The following is a 17,907-nucleotide window of genomic DNA, read 5'->3' as shown; positions in this document are numbered from 1 at the left end:
ACAGCCTTCCGGCCTCCTGCGATGACCAGTTCCGGCTACACCCTGCCGGTGTGGGTGGCCGCTGCCGCTGTGGCGGCGGTGCAGCGTCTCTGCGGCGAGGCGCCCTTGAGCGCCGTGGCTCCGAACGTGCTGCTGCAGTTGCAGCCGGATGCCGTTGCGCCTGAGCTGCCGCCGCTGGTGGCGGTGGCTGTTGAAGGTGCGGCGTTGCTGGGGCCGGATCGGGCTCTGGGGATCAGCCGCTGCGAGCCCGGTGATGGCCTGGATCTCACTCGGGGCCTGGCGGTGTGGGTGGAAGCCCGCTGGAGGGAACCGCGGCCCGGGGAGTCGTGGTTGCAGTTGGAGGCGGGTGAGGGTGTTGGGGTGTTGGCCGGCAGCACTGAGCTCTGTGTTTCGGCGTTTGCCCGTGCACTGCTCGCCTGCAACCTGCAGCCCCTGTTGCCGGATCGGTGCGGTCTGACGCTGCGCATCACCCTGCCGGGGGGACGGCAGTTGGCCCAGCGCACCAGCAATGAGGCCTTTGGGGTGGTGGATGGTTTGGCGTTGATCGGCACGCAGGCGGCGGTGCAGCGCAGCGCCGATCCCGATCAGTTGGCCCGCGCCCGCGCTGAGCTGGTGCGGCGTGCCGCTGATCCCGCTCTCGCCAGGGATCTGGTGCTGGTGATCGGTGAGAACGGGCTGGATCTGGCTCCCAGCCTTGGCTTGCCAGCCCCGTTGCTGCTCAAGGCCGGCAACTGGATCGGCCCGCTGATGGTGGCGGCGGCGGAGCAGGGGGTGGAGCGGTTGCTGTTGTTCGGCTACCAGGGCAAGTTGATCAAGCTCGCCGGCGGCATCTTCCACACCCACCACCATCTGGCGGATGGCCGTCTGGAGGTGCTCACCACCCAGGCGGCGCTGCTCGGGTTGCCCCTGGAGCAGCTGCAGCGCCTGGCGCGGGCCGCCAGCGTGGATGAGGCGCTGCGCGAGCTGGCGGCAGAGGATGGAGCGGCGGCTCAGGCTTTGCAGCAGCAGCTGGCGGGTGCCATCGAGGAGCGCAGCACCGCTTACGTGGCGCGGCATGGCCAGCATGGTTTGCGGATCGGGGCGGTGTTGTTCGATCGCGGGCGCCGCCTCTGCGCTCAGGGGCCTGGTGGAGCTGAGTTGCTGCAGGCCTTCAGGGCCCGAGATCTAGGGTGAAGGGATTGCCCGGGCCGCAGCAGCTGGCCGCCCTATGTCGAACGTGACCCCCACCGCCATCGGCGAAACCGATCGTCATCCGGCGATTGTGATTCTGGATTTCGGTTCTCAGTATTCCGAGCTGATTGCCCGGCGTGTGCGCGAAACCGAGGTGTATTCCCTGGTGATGGGATATAGCACCACCGCGGAGGAGCTGAAGGCGATCAATCCTAAGGGGATCATTCTCAGCGGTGGCCCCAGCTCGGTGTATGCCGAGCACGCACCTTTGTGTGATCCCGAGATCTGGAATCTGGGGATTCCTGTGCTCGGTGTGTGTTACGGCATGCAGCTGATGGTGCAGCAGCTGGGGGGTTCGGTGGTGGCAGCTGGCCGCGCCGAATACGGCAAGGCGCCGCTATTCGTTGACGATCCCACCGATCTGCTCACCAATGTGGATGAAGGATCCACGATGTGGATGAGCCACGGTGATTCCGTGGAGCGGCTGCCGGATGGCTTCGTGCGTCTGGCCCACACCGACAACACGCCCGAGGCGGCGGTGGCCGACCACACCCGCCGGCTGTATGGCGTGCAGTTCCACCCCGAAGTGGTGCATTCCACTTGCGGCATGGCTTTGCTGCGCAACTTCGTTTATCACATTTGTGGTTGCCTGCCGGATTGGACCACTGCCGCCTTCATTGATGAGGCGGTGGCCGATGTGCGCCGCCAGGTGGGTGATAAGCGGGTGCTGCTTGCGCTTTCGGGAGGTGTGGATTCGTCCACGCTCGCCTTCCTGCTGCACAAGGCGATCGGCGATCAGCTCACCTGCATGTTCATCGACCAGGGCTTCATGCGCAAAGGCGAGCCCGAGTTTCTGGTGGAGTTCTTTGATAAGCGCTTCCACATCAATGTGGAATACATCAATGCCCGCGAGCGCTTCATTAACAAGCTCGAAGGGGTCACGGATCCCGAAGAAAAGCGCAAGCTGATCGGCACGGAATTCATCCGGGTGTTCGAAGAGGAGAGCAAGCGCCTCGGGCCCTTTGATTACCTCGCCCAGGGCACCCTCTATCCGGACGTGATCGAGAGCGCCGGCACCAACGTGGATCCCAAAACGGGTGAGCGGGTGGCGGTGAAGATCAAGAGCCACCACAACGTGGGCGGCCTCCCCAAAGACCTCCAGTTCAAGCTGGTGGAGCCGCTGCGCAAGCTCTTTAAAGATGAGGTGCGCAAAGTGGGCCGCACCCTCGGCCTGCCCGAGGAGATCGTGGGCCGTCACCCGTTCCCGGGACCCGGCTTGGCGATTCGCATCCTTGGCGAAGTCACCAGCGACAAGCTCGACATCCTGCGCGATGCCGATCTGATCGTGCGCGAAGAGATCAAGACCGCCGGCCTCTATCACGAGATCTGGCAGGCCTTTGCGGTGCTCCTGCCCGTTCGCAGCGTGGGGGTGATGGGCGATAAGCGCACCTATGCCTTCCCGGTGGTGCTGCGCTGCGTCTCGAGTGAAGACGGCATGACCGCCGACTGGTCGCGCCTGCCCTACGACCTGCTGGAGACCATCTCCAACCGGATCGTGAATGAGGTGAAGGGCGTGAACCGCGTGGTGCTCGACATCACCAGCAAGCCCCCCGGCACGATCGAGTGGGAGTGAGCGCCGGCGGCGTTTGCCGCTGGCCGCAGCCGGACGGCTCCGTTACCCTCGGGGCCCCGGCTCAGGAGCCTTGACCGCCGCCCCCCAGCAGGACATCCAGCTGCAGCGCCGCCTCCAGCAGGACAGCATCCAGCTGGCCGGCAAGGTCGTCTACCTCAATCCCTTTCTGTATTGGCGCCGCTTTGACGCCAATACTGACCGCTGGCTCCGGGAGCCCGGCCAACTGGCGGAAGACCAGGTGAGCGCCAATCGCCTGCGCTTCTATCCCGAGCTCGACTGGGACCTGCTCAGCGACGAGGAGCGGGTGATCAAGGACGGCGCCGTTGAGATGTTTCTCAAGAGCCTCGAGCTGATCAGCACCTTCAACCCGGAGCTCAACCCCGGCCAGCTGCTCGAGGTGGAGCGCAAGATGGCCGTCACCAAGAAGCGGGCCTTCGAGCGTTGGGTGTCGAAAGCGCTGAAACGTCGCCTGCAGCAGGAAGCCAGTGAGCGCCGCCGCTTCGATCGTGAGCGCCTGATGCGCGACTGGAGCGAGTGGTTGCTGTTGCCTGTCACCCGCCAGGCGCTGCTGCCGTTCTCGGCCCTGCTGGTGCTGGCTGTTGGCGGTGGTTGGTGGTGGGGATCGCAGCAGTTCTGCCGTCAGCAGATCGTGCAACCCCCCGTGGAGTCGGGCCCGCGCTGAGCACGCCAGACTGGTTGTTCGACCTGCGCCACCGCTTCGGCTCTGATGGCTTCTGATCCCCTCGATGCCTTGCGCCTCACCCTGATGCAGGAGGTGTTGCCGGTGGGGCTGGCGGTGGTGGAGCGAGCCCGCCGTGGCGGGCCCCGCGACGTGATCGAAGCTTTCAGCGCTCAGGACGATCCGCTCGAGCAGCTGCGCCAGGAGGGTGAGCCGGCGGCTCGCCAGGTGCGCGAGAGCCTCGATCGTCTGCAACCGGGGCTGGGCAATCCGGTGATGAAGGTGGACGTGCGCGATGTGCAAGCGGACGAGCCCTCCAGCGGCGCATCCCCGGCTGCTAATGCCAGCGATCGCCAGGAGTTGCAGCAGGCCCTGGCTCGGATCGGCGATCGGCTGACGCAGCTGGAGCAGCGGCTGCAGCCGGAGGCCTGAGCGGCATGGGGTTGGCCTCCGGCGGGCAACGCCACACGGGCATGCAGCAGCAGCCGGCCATCTTGCTGGGGCTGGTGGTGCTGTTCGCTTCGGCGATGGTGTTGCGCCTGGGGTGGTTGCAGTTGCTGCACGGCCAGGAAAACCGTGCTCGGGCCGATGAAAACCGCATTCGCCTGTTGGCGCGCAACCCGGTGCGGGGCCGCATTCTGGATCGCAATGGCCAGGTGCTGGTGTCGAGCCGGCTCACCTACAGCCTGTATTTGCAGCCCAAGCTGGTGAACGACCAGAGCTGGCCGGCCCTGCGGGCCAGGCTCAGCCAGTTGATGGGCCTGCCGGAAGCCCAGTTGGACCAGAAGCGGCGCGAGGGACCTGGTAGCCAACGTTTTCGCATTGAGCTGGCTAGTGAGCTCACGCCTCAGCAGGTGCTGCGCTTCCGCGAGCAGAGCAATGGCCTCAAGGGCGCTGAGGTGGATCTCGATGTGCTGCGCAGTTACCCCCATGGTTCCTTGGGGGCCCACGCCCTTGGTTACACCCAGCCGATCACCGAGCAGGAATACAAGAGCCTGGCCAAAAAGGGCTATCAGATCCGCGATCGCATCGGCCGCATTGGCCTCGAGGCGGCCTTCGAGTCGCACCTGCGCGGGGCCTGGGGCGGCCAGATGGTGGAAGTGAACGCCATGGGCGAGATCCAGCGAATCCTGGGTGATCGCCCTTCCAAGGCCGGTAAGGATCTGCACACCACCCTCGATCTCGACCTCCAGCGCGCCGCTGAGGAGGTGCTCAAGGACAAACCCGGTGGCGCGATCGTGGCGCTCAACCCGGCTAATGGCGCGATCCTCGCCCTGGCCAGCCGCCCCACCTTCGATCCCAATTTCTTCTCCAAGAGCGTCACCACCCAGAAGGAGTACGACGCCCTGTTCAATTCGCCGGTGAAGCCCCTGCTCAGCCGGGCGATGAGTGCCTACGACCCCGGCAGCACCTGGAAGGCCGTCACGGCCATGGCCGGCATGGAGAGCGGCAAGTTCCCGCCGAACACCAAGTTGGTGACACGGGGATGCATCACCTACGGCGGCCATTGCTTCCCCGATCACAACGGCGCCGGTTTCGGCACGATTGGCTATGAGGACGCCCTGCGCTTCTCGAGCAATACCTTCTTCTATCAAGTCGGTGTGGGGGTGGGTTCGATTGCCCTCCACAACGCGGCCCTGAGCCTCGGGTTCACTAAACCCACCGGCATTGAGATCGGCTACGAGGAAAGCCCAGGTCTGGTGGGCAACGAGCGCTGGGCAGCCCAGGGCCGCGGCTGGTCGAAGCCCGGCACCACGCCTTGGATTCCCGAAGACATGGCCAGCATGTCGATCGGACAGTCGGTGGTGCAGATCACGCCGCTGCAGCTCGCCCGCGCCTACGCCGTGTTTGCCAATGGCGGCTATCTGATCACGCCCCATCTGGTGGATCAGGGGCTGGATTGGACCGATCCTCCGAGGCGCACCAAGGTGGACATCAAACCGGCCACCTTGGCCACCATCGCCCGCGGCTTGCGCAAGGTGGTGCAGGAGGGCACTGGTGCCGGCTTGAATGTGCCCAATCTTCCGCCGGCGGCCGGTAAGACCGGCACCGCCGAAGACAGCACCGGCGGCCCGGATCACGCTTGGTTTGCCTGCTTTGCCCCCTATCCCAACGGCCAGATCGTGGTGGTGGCCTTCGCCCAGAACACCCCAGGCGGCGGCTCGGTGCATGCCCTGCCGATGGCGCGCAAAGTGCTGGAGGTGTGGAATCAGCTGCGCAAGAGCTGATCAGCCCACCAGGGCAGGTTGCTTGTTGCTGCTGAGCACCTGCCGGTAGTAGCTGCGCAATTGCTCGGTAGCGCCGGCCCAGCCCCAGCGCTCCGCTTCCTGGCGGGCGTTGCGGCGTAATTGTTCCCGCTGACTGGGATCACCCAGGAGGCGCAGGGCTGCAGCGGTCAGGCTGCCGGCACCGCCATCCACTCCGTCGGGTTCGTAGAGGCAGCCGTTCACACCGTCGGTCACGATGTCGGGGATGCCGCCGCGGTTGGCACCCACCACCGGGCAGCCAGCGGCCATCGCTTCCAACAAGACCAAGCCCAGGGTTTCGGTGCTGCTGGGGAACAGGAAGGCATCGGCGCTGGCGTAGGCGCTGGCCAGCTCTTCTCCGGCCAGATAGCCCACAAAGGTGGCGGCACTGCCGGCGAACAGGGTTTCCAACTGCTGGCGGTAGGGGCCATCGCCCACCAGGGCCAGGCGGGCCTCGGGCAGGGCATCGAGCACGGGCCGGATCCGCTCGATCTGTTTCTCGGCGGAGAGGCGGCCGATGTAGAGGAGCAGTTGTCCCGTGTCGCTGCGGCCCCCCAGCATGCGCTGGCGCATCGCGTCGTTGCGCAGCTCAGGGCGGAACAACTCGGTGTCGACACCGCGCTGCCAGAGGGCGGTGTGCTGGATGCCCTTCTCGCTGAGCTCCGCCACCATCGCGGTGGACGTGCAGAGATTGAGCTCAGCCTGGTTGTGAGCGGCCTTGAGCAGCTCCCACAGCACCGGCTCGAGCATGCCCAGGCCGTAGTGCTCGAGGTATTTGGGTAGATGGGTGTGGTAGCTGGCCACCAGGGGGTAGCCCTTGGTTTTGGCGATCCAAATCCCCCCCAGGCCGAGCACCGCTGGGTTCACCACATGCACCAGATCGGGGTTGAAGGCCTCGAGGGCATCCGACACCATCGGCCGCGGCAGGGCGAGCTTCAGCTCCGGATAGAGGGGCAGCGGCATCGCCGGAACCCCCAGCACCTGAGCGCCCATGTAGGTGTCGGGCGCTCCATCCGGGCAAACGATCAGCACCTCATCGCCGGCCGCCACCAGGTGCTGCACGGTTTTGGTGAGCCGGGTGACGATCCCATCCACCTTGGGGAGGAAGGTTTCGGTGAAGAGGGCGATCTTCAAGGCAGAGGGGCCGTGTGGGATCAGGCCGCCTGAATGGCAGCTTCCTGGGTCTTTGTCCAGGCCGAGATGCAGGGGATGCGGCTGCGGTCGCAGCGATCGGCGTAGCGACCGGCGATTTCCACCACTTCCTTCAGGAGACCGTCATCGAGGGTGGTGGGGTTGAGGCCCAGCTCGATGAAGCAGCGGTTATCCACGATCAGATCGTTTTCCACCGCTTCGTTGCGGGGGTTTGGCAGGTGGTTGATCTCCGCGCCGGTGAGGGCGGCCACCTTCTTGGCCAGTTCACCCACCTGATGGCTTTCGGTCATCTGGTTGAAGATTTTCACCCGCTCACCTTTGGTGGGTGGGTTCTCGAGGGCGAGCTGCACGCACTTCACCGAGTCGCGGATGTGGATGAAGGCGCGGGTCTGCCCACCGGTGCCATGCACGGTGAGGGGGTATCCGATCGCGGCTTGCATCAGGAAGCGGTTGAGCACCGTGCCGTAGTCACCGTCGTAATCGAAGCGGTTGGTGAGGCGCGGGTCGCGGTCGGTGGCTTCGGTGTTAGTGCCCCAGACGATGCCTTGGTGGAGATCTGTGATCCGCACCTTGTCGTTCTTGTTGTAGTAGAGGAAGAGCAGCTGATCCAGCGTCTTGGTCATGTGATAGACGCTGCCCGGGCTGGCCGGGTGCAGGATCTCCTCCTCGAAGCGGGAGCCATCCGGCTGGGGCACTTCCACCTTCAGGTAGCCCTCAGGGATGGTGGCGCCGCGGTGGGAGCCATAGCCGTACACGCCCATGGTGCCCAGGTGCACCACGTGGATGTCGAGGCCGCTCTCCACGATCGCGGCCAGCAGGTTGTGGGTGCCGTTGACGTTGTTATCAACGGTGTAGCGCTTGGTGGCGCTGCTCTTCATCGAATAGGGCGCAGCACGCTGTTCAGCGAAGTGCACCACCGAATCCGGACGCTCTTCCAGCAGCAGATCGAGCAGGCGCTGGTACTCATGGGCGATGTCCATGTGGACAAAGCGCATCGGCTTGCCGCCGGTCTGCTCCCAGGCCCGCAGACGATCCGGCATGGTCGCGATCGGCGTCAGCGACTCGACCGCCAGATCGATGTCGATCTTGCGGCGGCTGAGGTTGTCGACGATCAGCACGTCGTGGCCCTGATCCGCCAGGTTCACGGCGCAGGGCCAGCCACAGAAGCCGTCACCGCCGAGAACGAAAACCTTCACCTCTGGACTCCTGGTTGGCGAGCGGCTGATCGGGCCACCGCTCCGTCAGGGCAAGCTACTACAGGGATTCAGCTGATCCCTGCGGCCACACCCACCATCAGCAGCACCAGCACGGCACCGCCGATCAGCAGCAGCTTGCTGTTGGCGGTGCTGGTCTCGCCGACATCCATCACCTCCATGCGCGGTTCCTTGGCAAAGGCGTTGAGCCTGCCGCCGTCCTCTTCGGTGACCTGCATCGCAGTGGGAAGTTGCTGAGGCGACAGTAGGGAGCTTGGCGAGATTTGCCTCGCACCCTTGCGGAAGCTTCACGTGCCCACCCGGCCAGCGGTGGGGGAGCTGGGATTGGCGTCGGCGCGGATGGGCAGGCGGCCGGCATGGAAGGCGGTGCGACCTGCTTCGCAGGCCATGGCCATGGCCTGCGCCATGGCGGCGGGATCGCCTGCCAGCGCAATCGCGCTGTTGATCAGCAGGGCATCGGCGCCCATCTCCATCGCCTGAGCCGCTTCGCTGGGTACTCCCAGGCCGGCATCCACCACCACTGGCACCGTGGCGTTCTCGATGATCAGCGCGATGTTCGCCGCGTTGCGGATGCCCTGGCCGGAGCCGATCGGAGAGCCCAGGGGCATCACCGTGGCGCACCCGGCCTCTTCAAGACGCTTGGCCAGCAGGGGGTCGGCATTGATGTAGGGCAGCACCGTGAAGCCCTCTTTCACCAGCTGCTCCGCGGCCTCAAGGGTGCCGATCGGATCGGGCAACAGATGCCGCGTGTCGGGAATCACCTCCAGTTTCACGAAGGTGTTGTCTTCCTGGCCGGCCAGCTTGGCCAGCTCCCGCCCGAGCCGCGCCACGCGGATTGCCTCCTCAGCGGTGGCGCAGCCGGCGGTGTTGGGCAACATCCAGATGCGCTGCCAGTCGATCGCTTCCATCAGCCCTTCGTGGCCAGCGGCCTGGCTCTGCACGCGGCGCACTGCCACCGTCACGATCTCGCAGGCGCTGCTCTCCAGGCTGGCTTGCATCGCTTGCAGGCTCGGATATTTGCCGGTGCCGGTCATCAGGCGGCTGCGGAAGCGGCGTCCGCCGATCACCAGGGGGTCGTTCAGCTGGTTGGTGGTGGCGGTCACGGCAGCAGTCGGGGCCATGCAGCGAACGTACCGCGCGGTCCTGACCGATCGCCCCAGACCCCCTTACCCTTGGTCAACTTCTTGTGACCGTTGTGATTCCGTTGCTGCTGGCTGCCGTGCCCCTGCCCGTAGGCAGTGCAGTGCCCTTCCAGGAGCCGGTGGCCGTGTCGACCCCGCTGTCTGAGAATTTCGGCCAGCAGGCACCTGTGCGCACCTTTGATCCCGTTGCGCGCGCGGTGGATCTGGCGACCACCATGCCCCGCAAGTGGAGCGGCACTTATCAGCCGTTCAGCAGTGGCGCACCGGTCACGGTGGAACTGGATGTGTCGGCCGTGCAGGCGATGGGGCAGATGGTGGATCTGCGCGGTCAGATCACGGTGGGCTCTACAACCCTGCCGGTGCAGGGCAATCTCAATGCCAGTTCTGATCAGCTCGATCTGCTGGTGCTCGGTGATGTGAGCTCCGCCGGCCTCGAGGATGGTGGCCGCTTCCTGGGCCTGCAGGGCTTCACCCTCTCGGGATGGACCGCACCCCGCCTCACCAATCCCGGTGGTCAGCTGGTGCTGAATCCGGTGGGTGCGAACGCGGCACCGGCGATTCGCGGACTGTGGTGAGGGGTTGATTCGACCGCTCTGATCATCAAGCGGCTGTGCGCTCCAAGCGCTTCAGCCGCTTTTTTGCTGTGCCGTTGCTGCTGTCGAGCTCGAGAACTTTCAGGTAGTTCTCCTTGGCTTCCTCGGGCTTTTGCTGCTTCTCGAGGGCGAAGGCGAGGTTGTTCAGAGCAACTGGGTAGTCGGCTTTCGCTCTGAGCGCTGCGCGGTAATGCTTAATGGCAGCGCTGTAATTGCTTTGGGCTGCCAGCGCAAAGCCCAGTGCGTTTTCAATCAACGCCTGGGCTTCGGGGGGTTCAGCGGCCGAGATCTTGCTGGCAAGCTTCAGATTGTCGATGGCTTGGCCGTAGAGCCGCTTGCGCAGCTGAACGGAGGCCAATTCGTAGAGATCGGCGGCGGATTGTTCACCGGTTTTGCTGGATTGCTCCAGGCGGATCAACGCCACCTCGTCGCTACGGACCCGCAGGATCTGGCGGGCCACCAGCACGGCAGCACCACCAAGAATTACCAGCAGCCCGATCAGGTAGGCCTGAGGAAGCGAAAAATCCATCAACCAACCTGATCAGGCAGCGCAGAGATTAGCGGTCAGCTCTTGGCTGCACCCACCACAGCGGTGAAGCTGCCGGGATCCACAACGGCCAGCTGGGCCAGCATCTTGCGGTTCAGCTGCACATCGGCCTTCTTCAGGCCACCGATCAGGCGGCTGTAGCTCAGGCCGTTCAGGCGAGCGGCGGCGTTGATGCGGGCAATCCACAGACGACGGAAGTCGCGCTTGCGGCGGCGACGATCGCGATACGCGTTGCAGAGGGCCTTCATCACCCGCTGGTTGGCGGTGCGGAACAGCGAGCCGTTGCCGCCGCGGAAGCCGCGGGCCAAACGCAGAATCTTGTTGCGGCGCTTACGGGCGACATTGCCCCTCTTAACGCGTGCCATCGATGGTTCTCAGAAAACGGTGAAACAGCGGGTCAGCCGGGCGATTCAGCTGTAGGGGAGCATGGCGCGCACGTTGTCCGCGTCGCGCTCGTCAACCACGGCCATGGTGCCGAGGAAACGCTTGCGCTTCGGGCTCTTGTGGTCGAGCAGGTGATTGCGGAAAGCGTGGCGGCGCATGAACTTTCCGCTGCCGGTGGCTTTGAACCGCTTGGCGGCTGCTTTGCGGGTCTTGAGCTTCGGCATTGTCTACGCGCTCGTGCACAAACGATGAGGGTACGACCTGGGAGTCCCTTCCGCCAACTCCCCCTAGGGTCGAGCCGCGCCACCATCAATGCGATGGCCCCTGCTCGAGCCCTCACAGCCCTGATGTCACTGGCGCTGCTGGCGGCCGGTTGCCAGGGGGCAGAGGCGGAAGCACTCACCCGGTTGCCGGTGCCCAAACCGCCTGCCGTGCAAGGGCAGAAGCCGGTCCTCTGGGTCTCGCTGGCGGCCCATCTGGGGGCGCAGCCGCTGCTTCTGGAGGGGGCCTCGGCGCCTCTGCAGCTGCTCGACGCCCAGGGGCAACGGTTCAGTGCGCGGCGTCTTTCGCTGCGCTGGGTGCAGCAGCCGCTGGCCAAGCCTCTGGAGATTCGGCGGAGTGTGCTGGGCCCCTTTGCAAGTTTTGAGGCCGCCGAGCAGGCGGCTTTGGCATGGAAGGCGCTCGGCGTGGCCGCGGAGGTGGCCCATCCCCGCGATTGGGAGGTGTGGGCTCCTGCGGGCATGGCGGGACCGAAGGGTTATCCCGACCGGCAGGTGCAGCAACGGCTGACGCAGCGGCGGGTGCTGCAGCTCAACACACCTTCGGGCTGGCGCAGCCTGGAGGGTCCGGTGCAGATCCAGGCCCCCGGCGGCCTGCGCTTCAACGGCGGCGTGTTTGCCGGACCGTTCCGTTTGCAGGCCGATGCCTATGGCAGTTGGACGCTGGTGGAGCAAGTGCCCCTTGAGCGTTATCTGCAAGGCGTGGTGCCCCATGAAATTGGCGCGGGCTCACCGCCGGCGGCCCTGGCGGCCCAGGCTGTGCTGGCTCGCACCTGGGCCCTGCGCAACCGGCATCGCTTCGCGGTGGATGGCTATCACCTCTGCTCCGACACCCAATGCCAGGTGTACAGCGACCCCCGACATGCCGGTTCGGCGGTGCGTCAGGCCGTCAGCCGCACAACGGGGCAGGTGCTGGCCCAGAACGGGGAACCGATCCACGCCGTGTATCACGCCAGCAATGGCGGCGTGAGTGCCGATGAAGATGAAGCCTGGCCGTTGCCTGAGCTCACCTACCTCGAGCCATCTCTCGATTGGCGCTCGGCGCCGCCCCAGGGTTTGACCCTTCCGCTCGATCGTCAGGAGGTGGCGGCTTTGCTGGCTCGCCAATCTGGGGTGGTGGGTGCGGCCCATCCGCTGTTCCGTTGGCGGCGTCAGCTGGATCAGGCCAGCCTGCGCAAGGGTCTGGGGGCTAGGGCGACCAGCCTGGGCTCACCCCTGAAGCCAGTGGTGCTGGAGCGCGGCCCCAGCGGCCGGGTGGTGCGTCTGGCGATCGAGGGGCCGAGGGGCCAGGTGGTGCTGGAGCGCGACGCCATCCGCCGCACTTACCGCCAGTTGCCCAGCACCTTGTTTGTGCTCACCCCCAGCGGCTCAGGCAGTTGGAGCGTGGTCGGGGGTGGATTCGGCCATGGGGCCGGGCTGTCTCAGGCAGGGGCGATCGATCTCGCGGCTCGGGGCTGGACCGTGCAGCAGATCCTCAGCCGCTACTACCCCGGTGCGCAGCTGGTGCCCATTCAGGCCCTGCCTGCAGATGGCCAACGGCGAGCCCTCTAAAGTTCGGCAGACCTGGAACATGCCATGGCCGCCGGGGGCACAGCCACAGGAGCCCGCCGACTGCAGGCCTCATTGTTTCTGATCGGTTGTTGTCTGGCTGGTGCGCTCCCCCATGCGCTGCCGGCGTCCCGAAGCCTCTGGCCCTCCCTGGCGCTCACGCTTCTGCTCGGCACCTATGCGGTGCGCAGCGTGTTCCTCCCGCGTTTGCGTGGTGCGGGCGCGGTTGTGGAGAGTCCTGAGCCGCAGGCCTGGCCTGCGGTGGATCTGGTGGTGGCGGCCCGCGATGAAGAGGCGGTGATCGGTCGCCTGGTGGAGCGGTTGGCGGATCTGGAGTATCCCGCGGAGCAGCTGCGCCTTTGGGTGATTGACGACGGCAGCGAAGACCGCACCCCCGAGGTGCTGGAGGACTATCAACGGCGCTACCCGCACTTGCAGGTGCTGCGCCGCAGCCGCGATGCCGGTGGCGGCAAATCAGGCGCCCTGAATGCCCTGTTGCCCCAATTGCAGGGCCGCTGGTTACTGGTGCTCGATGCCGATGCCCAGTTGCAACCCGATGGGCTGCAGCGGCTGGTGGCGTATGCCGAGGCGGGTGGTTGGTCGGCGGTGCAGCTGCGCAAGGCCGTGGTGAATGCCGATCAGAACTGGCTGACCCGCGCTCAGGCCATGGAGATGGCCCTGGATGCGGTGATTCAGCAGGGGCGGTTGCACAGCGGTGGCGTGGTGGAGTTGCGCGGCAACGGCCAGCTACTCCAGCGCCAGGCCGTGCTCGCCTGCGATGGCTTCAACGAAGACACCGTCACCGACGATCTCGACCTCAGCTTCCGCCTGTTGGTCCAGGGTCAGCCCGTGGGGCTGCTCTGGGATCCGCCGGTTCAGGAGGAGGCTGTGACCAGTCTGATGGGCCTCTGGCGGCAGCGGCAGCGCTGGGCCGAGGGCGGTCTGCAGCGCTTTTTTGATTACTGGGGTCCGCTCACCGGCGCGGCCACCAGCGCCGCCCGCAAGCTCGATCTCAGTGGCTTCTTTCTGCTGCAGTACGCCCTGCCGGTGATGGCCGTGGCGGATCTAGCCACCAGCGTGCTCACGCGCAGCACGCCGTTGATGTGGCCATTGTCGTTTGTGGCTTTCGGCCTTTCAGGCGGCGCGATCCTCGTGGGTTGCCTGCGCAGCAACGAAGGGCCGGCGCTGCCCCGGATGCATCCCTTCAATCTCGCGTTGGGGATTGCGTATCTGGGTCACTGGTTCGTGGTGATCCCCTACACAACCCTGCGGATGGCACTGCTGCCCAAGCGGCTGGTGTGGGCCAAGACCCTGCATGTGGGTGCTGGCCATGACGCGGCCCCAGGCAGCGAGGAGGCGGACCTCACCACCCAGGTGCTTTGACGCTGCGTTGAAGAATCAGGCTGCCTGGCTGCCGCCGCTGCCGTCTTCGAGTTCAGGCAGGGGGCCATCGAGTTGCACCACTTCGCCGTTGAAGAAGTCGGCCAGCCGCTTGGCCTGATCGTCGATCAGGCCGGCTTGGGGCTTCGGTGCTTCAGCAATGACCTCTGGCGCAGCAGCGACGGGAGCCGGAACCGGTAACGGTTGGGGAGCTGAGGGTGCAGGCTCAGGCGCAGTGGCTACCGGCTCTGCCTGCGGGGCAGTCGCGACCGGTGGTGTGGGTGGCGATGGAGCTGGTGTCGGCACGTGCACCTGCACCGGTGTTGGACGCTCGGGAGCGCTTGGGGGCGTTTGCGGTGGGGGCGCGCCACCGGCTTCGAGCATCACCTGGCGGGGGCTGCCCAGGGCTGATGCCACTGCCTTTTCCAGCAGTGGTAAGCGGCTCTGCACCATGGCCATCCAGTTGCCGGCCACCTGCACCACCGCGCGCTGTTGATCCAGGCGGGCCAGAACGGCTTGCTGCGAGAGCAGCATGCGCGTGGAGGGCAGCTCGAGGCCCGCCAGGATCTGTTGCCACAGCTCCACCAGATCGGTGTTGGCCGCGGCTGCAGGTGGTGCGGCGGCAGGTGCGGGAGCGGCTTCAGCGTTGTCCGGTGGGGCGGCCGCGTTCGCTGCAACCGGCGCTGGAGCGGTAGGGGTTGCCGGTGCTGCTACAGCCGCAGCGGGGGGGGCAATCACGGCCGCCGTTACGGGGGGCGCCGGTGCCGCTGGCGTGGCGGCGCGGGTTTGCTGCGGTTCGGCGAGCAGGCCGAGCAGCAGCACCTCCAGCCACAGCCGCGGTTGCACGCTCTGGCGCAGCTGTTGTTCGCTGCCCTTGAGCTGGGCTTGCCAGCGCAGCAGCGGGGCCTTGCCGATGCGCCGCGCCAGATCCGGCAGTCCGCTGCGGAACTGGGGCGAAAAGCTGGTGAGTTCAAGCCGGTCGGGGGCCACACCGGCCAGCACCAGATCCCGCAGTAGGCCCGCTAGGCCCTGCAGCACGGCTGAGGGTTCGCGGCCGCGCTCCAGCAGGGTGCGAATCGCTTCGATCAGCCCGAGGGGCTCACCGGCCGCCAGTGATTCGGCCAGTTGCAGCAGTTCCTGCTCGGGCACGGCCCCCAGCAGCTCCCACACCGCCTGGGGTTCCACTGGTGGCGGCAGCAAGCTCAGCTGATCGAGCAGGCTTTCGGCATCACGAAGCCCGCCCTGGGCCCGCTGGGCCACCACATGCAGGGCTTCAGCGGTGATACTGATCTGCTCCTGCTCGGCGATCCAGCCCAGATGCCGCTCGAGGGCATCGAGGGGGATGCGGCGGAAATCAAAGCGCTGGCAGCGGCTGAGGATCGTGGGCAGCACCCGCTGGGGGTCGGTGGTGGCCAGCACGAACACCACCCGCGGCGGCGGCTCCTCCAGGGTTTTGAGCAGGGCGTTGAAGGCCGCCGTGGAGAGCATGTGGCATTCGTCCACCACATACACCTTCCAGCGGGCCTGCACCGGCGCAAAGCGCGAGCGCTCGATCAGCTCACGGATGTTGTCCACGCCGGTGTTGGAGGCGGCGTCGATCTCGATCACATCGAGGGCGTTGCCGTTCGCGATCGAGGTGCACAGCTCACAGGTGCCGCAGGGCTCCGGCGTCGGCCCATCGCCACTGATGCAGTTGAGCGAGCGCGCCAGGATGCGGGCACTGGAGGTTTTGCCGGTGCCCCGCGGACCGCTGAACAGGTAGGCCGGGGCGATCCGCCCGGAGCGCAGCGCGTTGCCCAGGGTGGCCGCAATCGCCTCCTGCCCCACCAGCTGATCGAAGCGCTGCGGGCGGTACTTGTGGTGGAGGGGTTGGTAGGCGGCCGGCATGGCTGGAGGCTACTGGCCGTTCTCGAGCATCGTCTCGAGGCGCGCCTCCAGCTCCTCCACCTCACTGAGTTGATCGGCCAGCTTCTGGGCGGCCAGCCTCAGGATTTCAAAGCGGCCATCCGCTTCGCCGGGGGTCCAGCGGGCTTCGGCGCGGGCTAATTCCGCCTCCAGGCGGTCCTGCAGCTTGAGCCGCAGGCCATCCAATTGCTCCAGGCTGCGGCGGGCCAGCGCTTTGCCCTGTTCCAGTTGGGCGTCGTTCAGCCGCAGGCCCTGGCGCAGCAGCATCCGGGAGCCGCTCAACACGGCGGCCGGCACGAATTGCCCCAGGGCCAGTGCACCGAGGCTGCCGGTGTGCAGCCAGTCCTCCACCTGAGCGCTGCGGTGGCGCCCGGTTTTGCACCAATGGGCGAAGTGCTCGCAGTTGTTGAAGAGCAGGTTGTAGTTCTGCTCTCCGAGGCGGCCCATCGCCCGCCGCAGCGTCACCCCCGCTGGCGAGCACTGCTCGCTTGGGTAGGGCACCACGCTCAGCGGTTGGCCGCGGCTGAACTCCTCCAGCGGGCTGCGCAGGATCTCGCGGCCCTCCAGGTAGTGGGCCACGGTGCCGTCGCCCAGATCGATGCCGTGGTGGTTGAAGAGCCCGTGTTGCCGCGGCACCTGCAGGTGATCAGCAGCCGCCATGGAGCACCGCGATCAGGCGGATTCCTGCTGGACCTGATCGCTGCCCGGCATGGGCAGCACCTTCGCTTTGGTGCGCTCTTCCACCAGCTCGCGGGTCACGGTGAAGGCCTTGGTGCTCTTGTCGGATGGCAGGTCGTACATCAGATCGAGCATCAACTCCTCCACGATGCCGCGCAGGGCCCGGGCGCCGGTCTTGCGGCGATGGGCTTCGGCGGCGATGGCTTCCACGGCACCGGGCTCGAAGTCGAGGCGCACTTCATCCATGCTGAGCAGCGTCTGGAACTGCTTCACCAGGGCATCGCGGGGCTCGGTGAGGATGGCTTCCAGGGCGCGGCTGTCGAGCGGTTCGAGCACGGCGCTCACCGGCAGGCGGCCGATGAACTCCGGGATCAGGCCGTACTTCACCAGATCGTCGGGCTCGAGGTGGCGCAGCACGTGGGCGGCCTGCTGATCCTTGTTCTGGCGGCTGCGGCTGCGGCCCCCTTCCGGAATGAAGCCGATCGAGTTGCGGCCCATGCGCCGTTGCACCACATCCTCCAGACCCACAAAGGCGCCACCACAGATGAACAGGATCTGGCTGGTGTCGATCTGGATGCAGTCCTGATAGGGGTGTTTGCGGCCCCCCTGGGGCGGCACGTTGGCCACGGTGCCCTCGAGCAGTTTGAGCAGGGCCTGCTGCACCCCTTCACCCGAGACATCGCGCGTGATCGAGGGGTTTTCGCTCTTGCGGGCGATCTTGTCGATCTCGTCGATGTAGATGATGCCGCGCTGGGCTTGATCAACATCCAGATCGGCCTTCTGGAGCAGCCGCAGCAGGATGTTCTCCACGTCCTCACCCACGTAGCCGGCTTCGGTGAGGGTGGTGGCATCGGCCACGGCGAAGGGCACATCCAGCAGCTCGGCCAGGGTTTGGGCCAGCAGCGTTTTGCCGCAACCGGTGGGGCCGATCAGCAGGATGTTGCTCTTGTGCAGGCGCGTGGCGGTCTCGTTGCTTTCGCCTTTGCCATCGCCCTGCCAGGCCAGGCGCTTGTAGTGGTTGTAAACAGCCACCGACAGCACCTTCTTGGCCTCCTCCTGCCCCACGACCTGGGCATCGAGGTGGGCCTTGATCTCCCGGGGTTTGGGGATCTCGGCGAGGGTGGGGGCGGGCTTGGCGCTCTTTTTGGCTGGTGATTTGCCCTTGGCTTCCGCCGGTTGGCGTGCCCCGCTGCCATGGCCCTCCACAAGCTCCTCATCGAGGATCTCGTTGCAGAGGTCGATGCACTCGTCGCAGATGTACACGCCCGGCCCGGCGATCAGCTTGCGCACCTGGTCCTGCGACTTGCCGCAGAACGAGCACTTCAGGTGGGCATCGAACTTGGGCATCGAGCAGAAGC

Annotated in this window: 18 protein-coding genes; 8 read left to right on the top strand and 10 right to left on the bottom strand. The window is 66.1% G+C overall.

The window, feature by feature from the left end:
* The first annotated feature begins 21 nt into the window (after positions 1-21).
* The 5 genes from cbiD (at position 22) to mrdA (ending at position 5,710) form a co-directional block, all read left to right on the top strand.
* Positions 22-1,173, top strand: coding sequence for a cobalt-precorrin-5B (C(1))-methyltransferase CbiD (cbiD, locus tag CB0101_RS08330; RefSeq protein WP_010312691.1), 1,152 nt, complete (start codon positions 22-24; stop codon positions 1,171-1,173).
* A gap of 34 nt (positions 1,174-1,207) precedes the next feature.
* Entirely contained in the window at positions 1,208-2,803 is a 1,596-nt protein-coding gene (guaA, locus tag CB0101_RS08325) for a glutamine-hydrolyzing GMP synthase (RefSeq protein WP_010312693.1), read from the top strand.
* Positions 2,804-2,873: 70 nt separating this feature from the next.
* The gene (locus tag CB0101_RS08320; RefSeq protein ID WP_010312695.1) at positions 2,874-3,485 is read left to right on the top strand and encodes a hypothetical protein; all 612 of its coding nucleotides are present in this window, start codon (positions 2,874-2,876) and stop codon (positions 3,483-3,485) included.
* A gap of 45 nt (positions 3,486-3,530) precedes the next feature.
* Positions 3,531-3,914: a hypothetical protein gene (locus tag CB0101_RS08315; RefSeq protein ID WP_010312697.1), complete on the top strand. Its 384-nt coding sequence runs from the start codon at positions 3,531-3,533 to the stop codon at positions 3,912-3,914.
* A gap of 5 nt (positions 3,915-3,919) precedes the next feature.
* On the top strand, positions 3,920-5,710 hold the full coding sequence (gene mrdA, locus CB0101_RS08310) for a penicillin-binding protein 2 (protein ID WP_010312699.1): 1,791 nt from the start codon (positions 3,920-3,922) through the stop codon (positions 5,708-5,710).
* Here the strand turns inward: mrdA and CB0101_RS08305 are convergent, their stop codons facing one another.
* From CB0101_RS08305 to CB0101_RS08290, 4 genes are all read right to left on the bottom strand, one after another.
* On the bottom strand, positions 5,711-6,862 hold the full coding sequence (locus tag CB0101_RS08305; protein ID WP_010312701.1) for a glycosyltransferase family 1 protein: 1,152 nt from the start codon (positions 6,860-6,862) through the stop codon (positions 5,711-5,713).
* A gap of 20 nt (positions 6,863-6,882) precedes the next feature.
* Positions 6,883-8,076 (bottom strand): NAD-dependent epimerase/dehydratase family protein, encoded by a 1,194-nt coding sequence (locus CB0101_RS08300; RefSeq protein ID WP_010312704.1) that lies wholly within the window; start codon positions 8,074-8,076, stop codon positions 6,883-6,885.
* Positions 8,077-8,144: 68 nt separating this feature from the next.
* The gene (gene psb34, locus CB0101_RS08295) at positions 8,145-8,312 is read right to left on the bottom strand and encodes a photosystem II assembly protein Psb34 (protein ID WP_010312706.1); all 168 of its coding nucleotides are present in this window, start codon (positions 8,310-8,312) and stop codon (positions 8,145-8,147) included.
* 69 nt (positions 8,313-8,381) lie between these two features.
* On the bottom strand, positions 8,382-9,215 hold the full coding sequence (locus CB0101_RS08290) for a thiazole synthase (protein ID WP_050778827.1): 834 nt from the start codon (positions 9,213-9,215) through the stop codon (positions 8,382-8,384).
* A gap of 65 nt (positions 9,216-9,280) precedes the next feature.
* On the opposite strand from CB0101_RS08290, the gene CB0101_RS08285 reads away from it, so the two are divergent.
* Positions 9,281-9,811: a hypothetical protein gene (locus CB0101_RS08285; RefSeq protein WP_010312710.1), complete on the top strand. Its 531-nt coding sequence runs from the start codon at positions 9,281-9,283 to the stop codon at positions 9,809-9,811.
* A 25-nt stretch (positions 9,812-9,836) separates the two neighbouring features.
* Here the strand turns inward: CB0101_RS08285 and CB0101_RS08280 are convergent, their stop codons facing one another.
* From CB0101_RS08280 to rpmI, 3 genes are read right to left on the bottom strand one after another with little or no spacing between them, the layout of a single operon-like run.
* Positions 9,837-10,358, bottom strand: a complete 522-nt coding sequence (locus CB0101_RS08280; protein WP_010312712.1) for a tetratricopeptide repeat protein — start codon at positions 10,356-10,358, stop codon at positions 9,837-9,839.
* A gap of 35 nt (positions 10,359-10,393) precedes the next feature.
* Positions 10,394-10,741 (bottom strand): 50S ribosomal protein L20, encoded by a 348-nt coding sequence (gene rplT / locus CB0101_RS08275; RefSeq protein WP_010312714.1) that lies wholly within the window; start codon positions 10,739-10,741, stop codon positions 10,394-10,396.
* A gap of 45 nt (positions 10,742-10,786) precedes the next feature.
* Entirely contained in the window at positions 10,787-10,984 is a 198-nt protein-coding gene (gene rpmI / locus CB0101_RS08270) for a 50S ribosomal protein L35 (RefSeq protein WP_010312717.1), read from the bottom strand.
* Between the two features lie 93 nt (positions 10,985-11,077).
* On the opposite strand from rpmI, the gene CB0101_RS08265 reads away from it, so the two are divergent.
* Together CB0101_RS08265 and CB0101_RS08260 are read left to right on the top strand one after the other, a co-directional pair.
* Positions 11,078-12,589, top strand: coding sequence for a SpoIID/LytB domain-containing protein (locus tag CB0101_RS08265; protein WP_010312719.1), 1,512 nt, complete (start codon positions 11,078-11,080; stop codon positions 12,587-12,589).
* Between the two features lie 24 nt (positions 12,590-12,613).
* Positions 12,614-13,969 (top strand): glycosyltransferase family 2 protein, encoded by a 1,356-nt coding sequence (locus CB0101_RS08260; protein WP_010312721.1) that lies wholly within the window; start codon positions 12,614-12,616, stop codon positions 13,967-13,969.
* A gap of 15 nt (positions 13,970-13,984) precedes the next feature.
* Here the strand turns inward: CB0101_RS08260 and CB0101_RS08255 are convergent, their stop codons facing one another.
* Genes CB0101_RS08255 through clpX form a run of 3 tightly spaced genes read right to left on the bottom strand, consistent with a single transcriptional unit; the run spans position 13,985 to position 17,896 of the window.
* Positions 13,985-15,853: a DNA polymerase III subunit gamma/tau gene (locus CB0101_RS08255; protein ID WP_010312723.1), complete on the bottom strand. Its 1,869-nt coding sequence runs from the start codon at positions 15,851-15,853 to the stop codon at positions 13,985-13,987.
* A gap of 9 nt (positions 15,854-15,862) precedes the next feature.
* Positions 15,863-16,531: a lecithin retinol acyltransferase family protein gene (locus CB0101_RS08250; RefSeq protein ID WP_010312725.1), complete on the bottom strand. Its 669-nt coding sequence runs from the start codon at positions 16,529-16,531 to the stop codon at positions 15,863-15,865.
* A gap of 12 nt (positions 16,532-16,543) precedes the next feature.
* Complete coding sequence (gene clpX, locus CB0101_RS08245) at positions 16,544-17,896, bottom strand: ATP-dependent protease ATP-binding subunit ClpX (protein WP_010312727.1); 1,353 nt, start codon at positions 17,894-17,896, stop codon at positions 16,544-16,546.
* Between the last annotated feature and the right edge of the window lie 11 nt (positions 17,897-17,907).

The sequence above is a fragment of the Synechococcus sp. CB0101 genome, assembly GCF_000179235.2.
GTDB lineage: Bacteria > Cyanobacteriota > Cyanobacteriia > PCC-6307 > Cyanobiaceae > Vulcanococcus.
The sequence above is the reverse complement of the archived record's forward strand: the minus strand, read 5'-3'. Positions and strand labels throughout refer to the sequence as shown.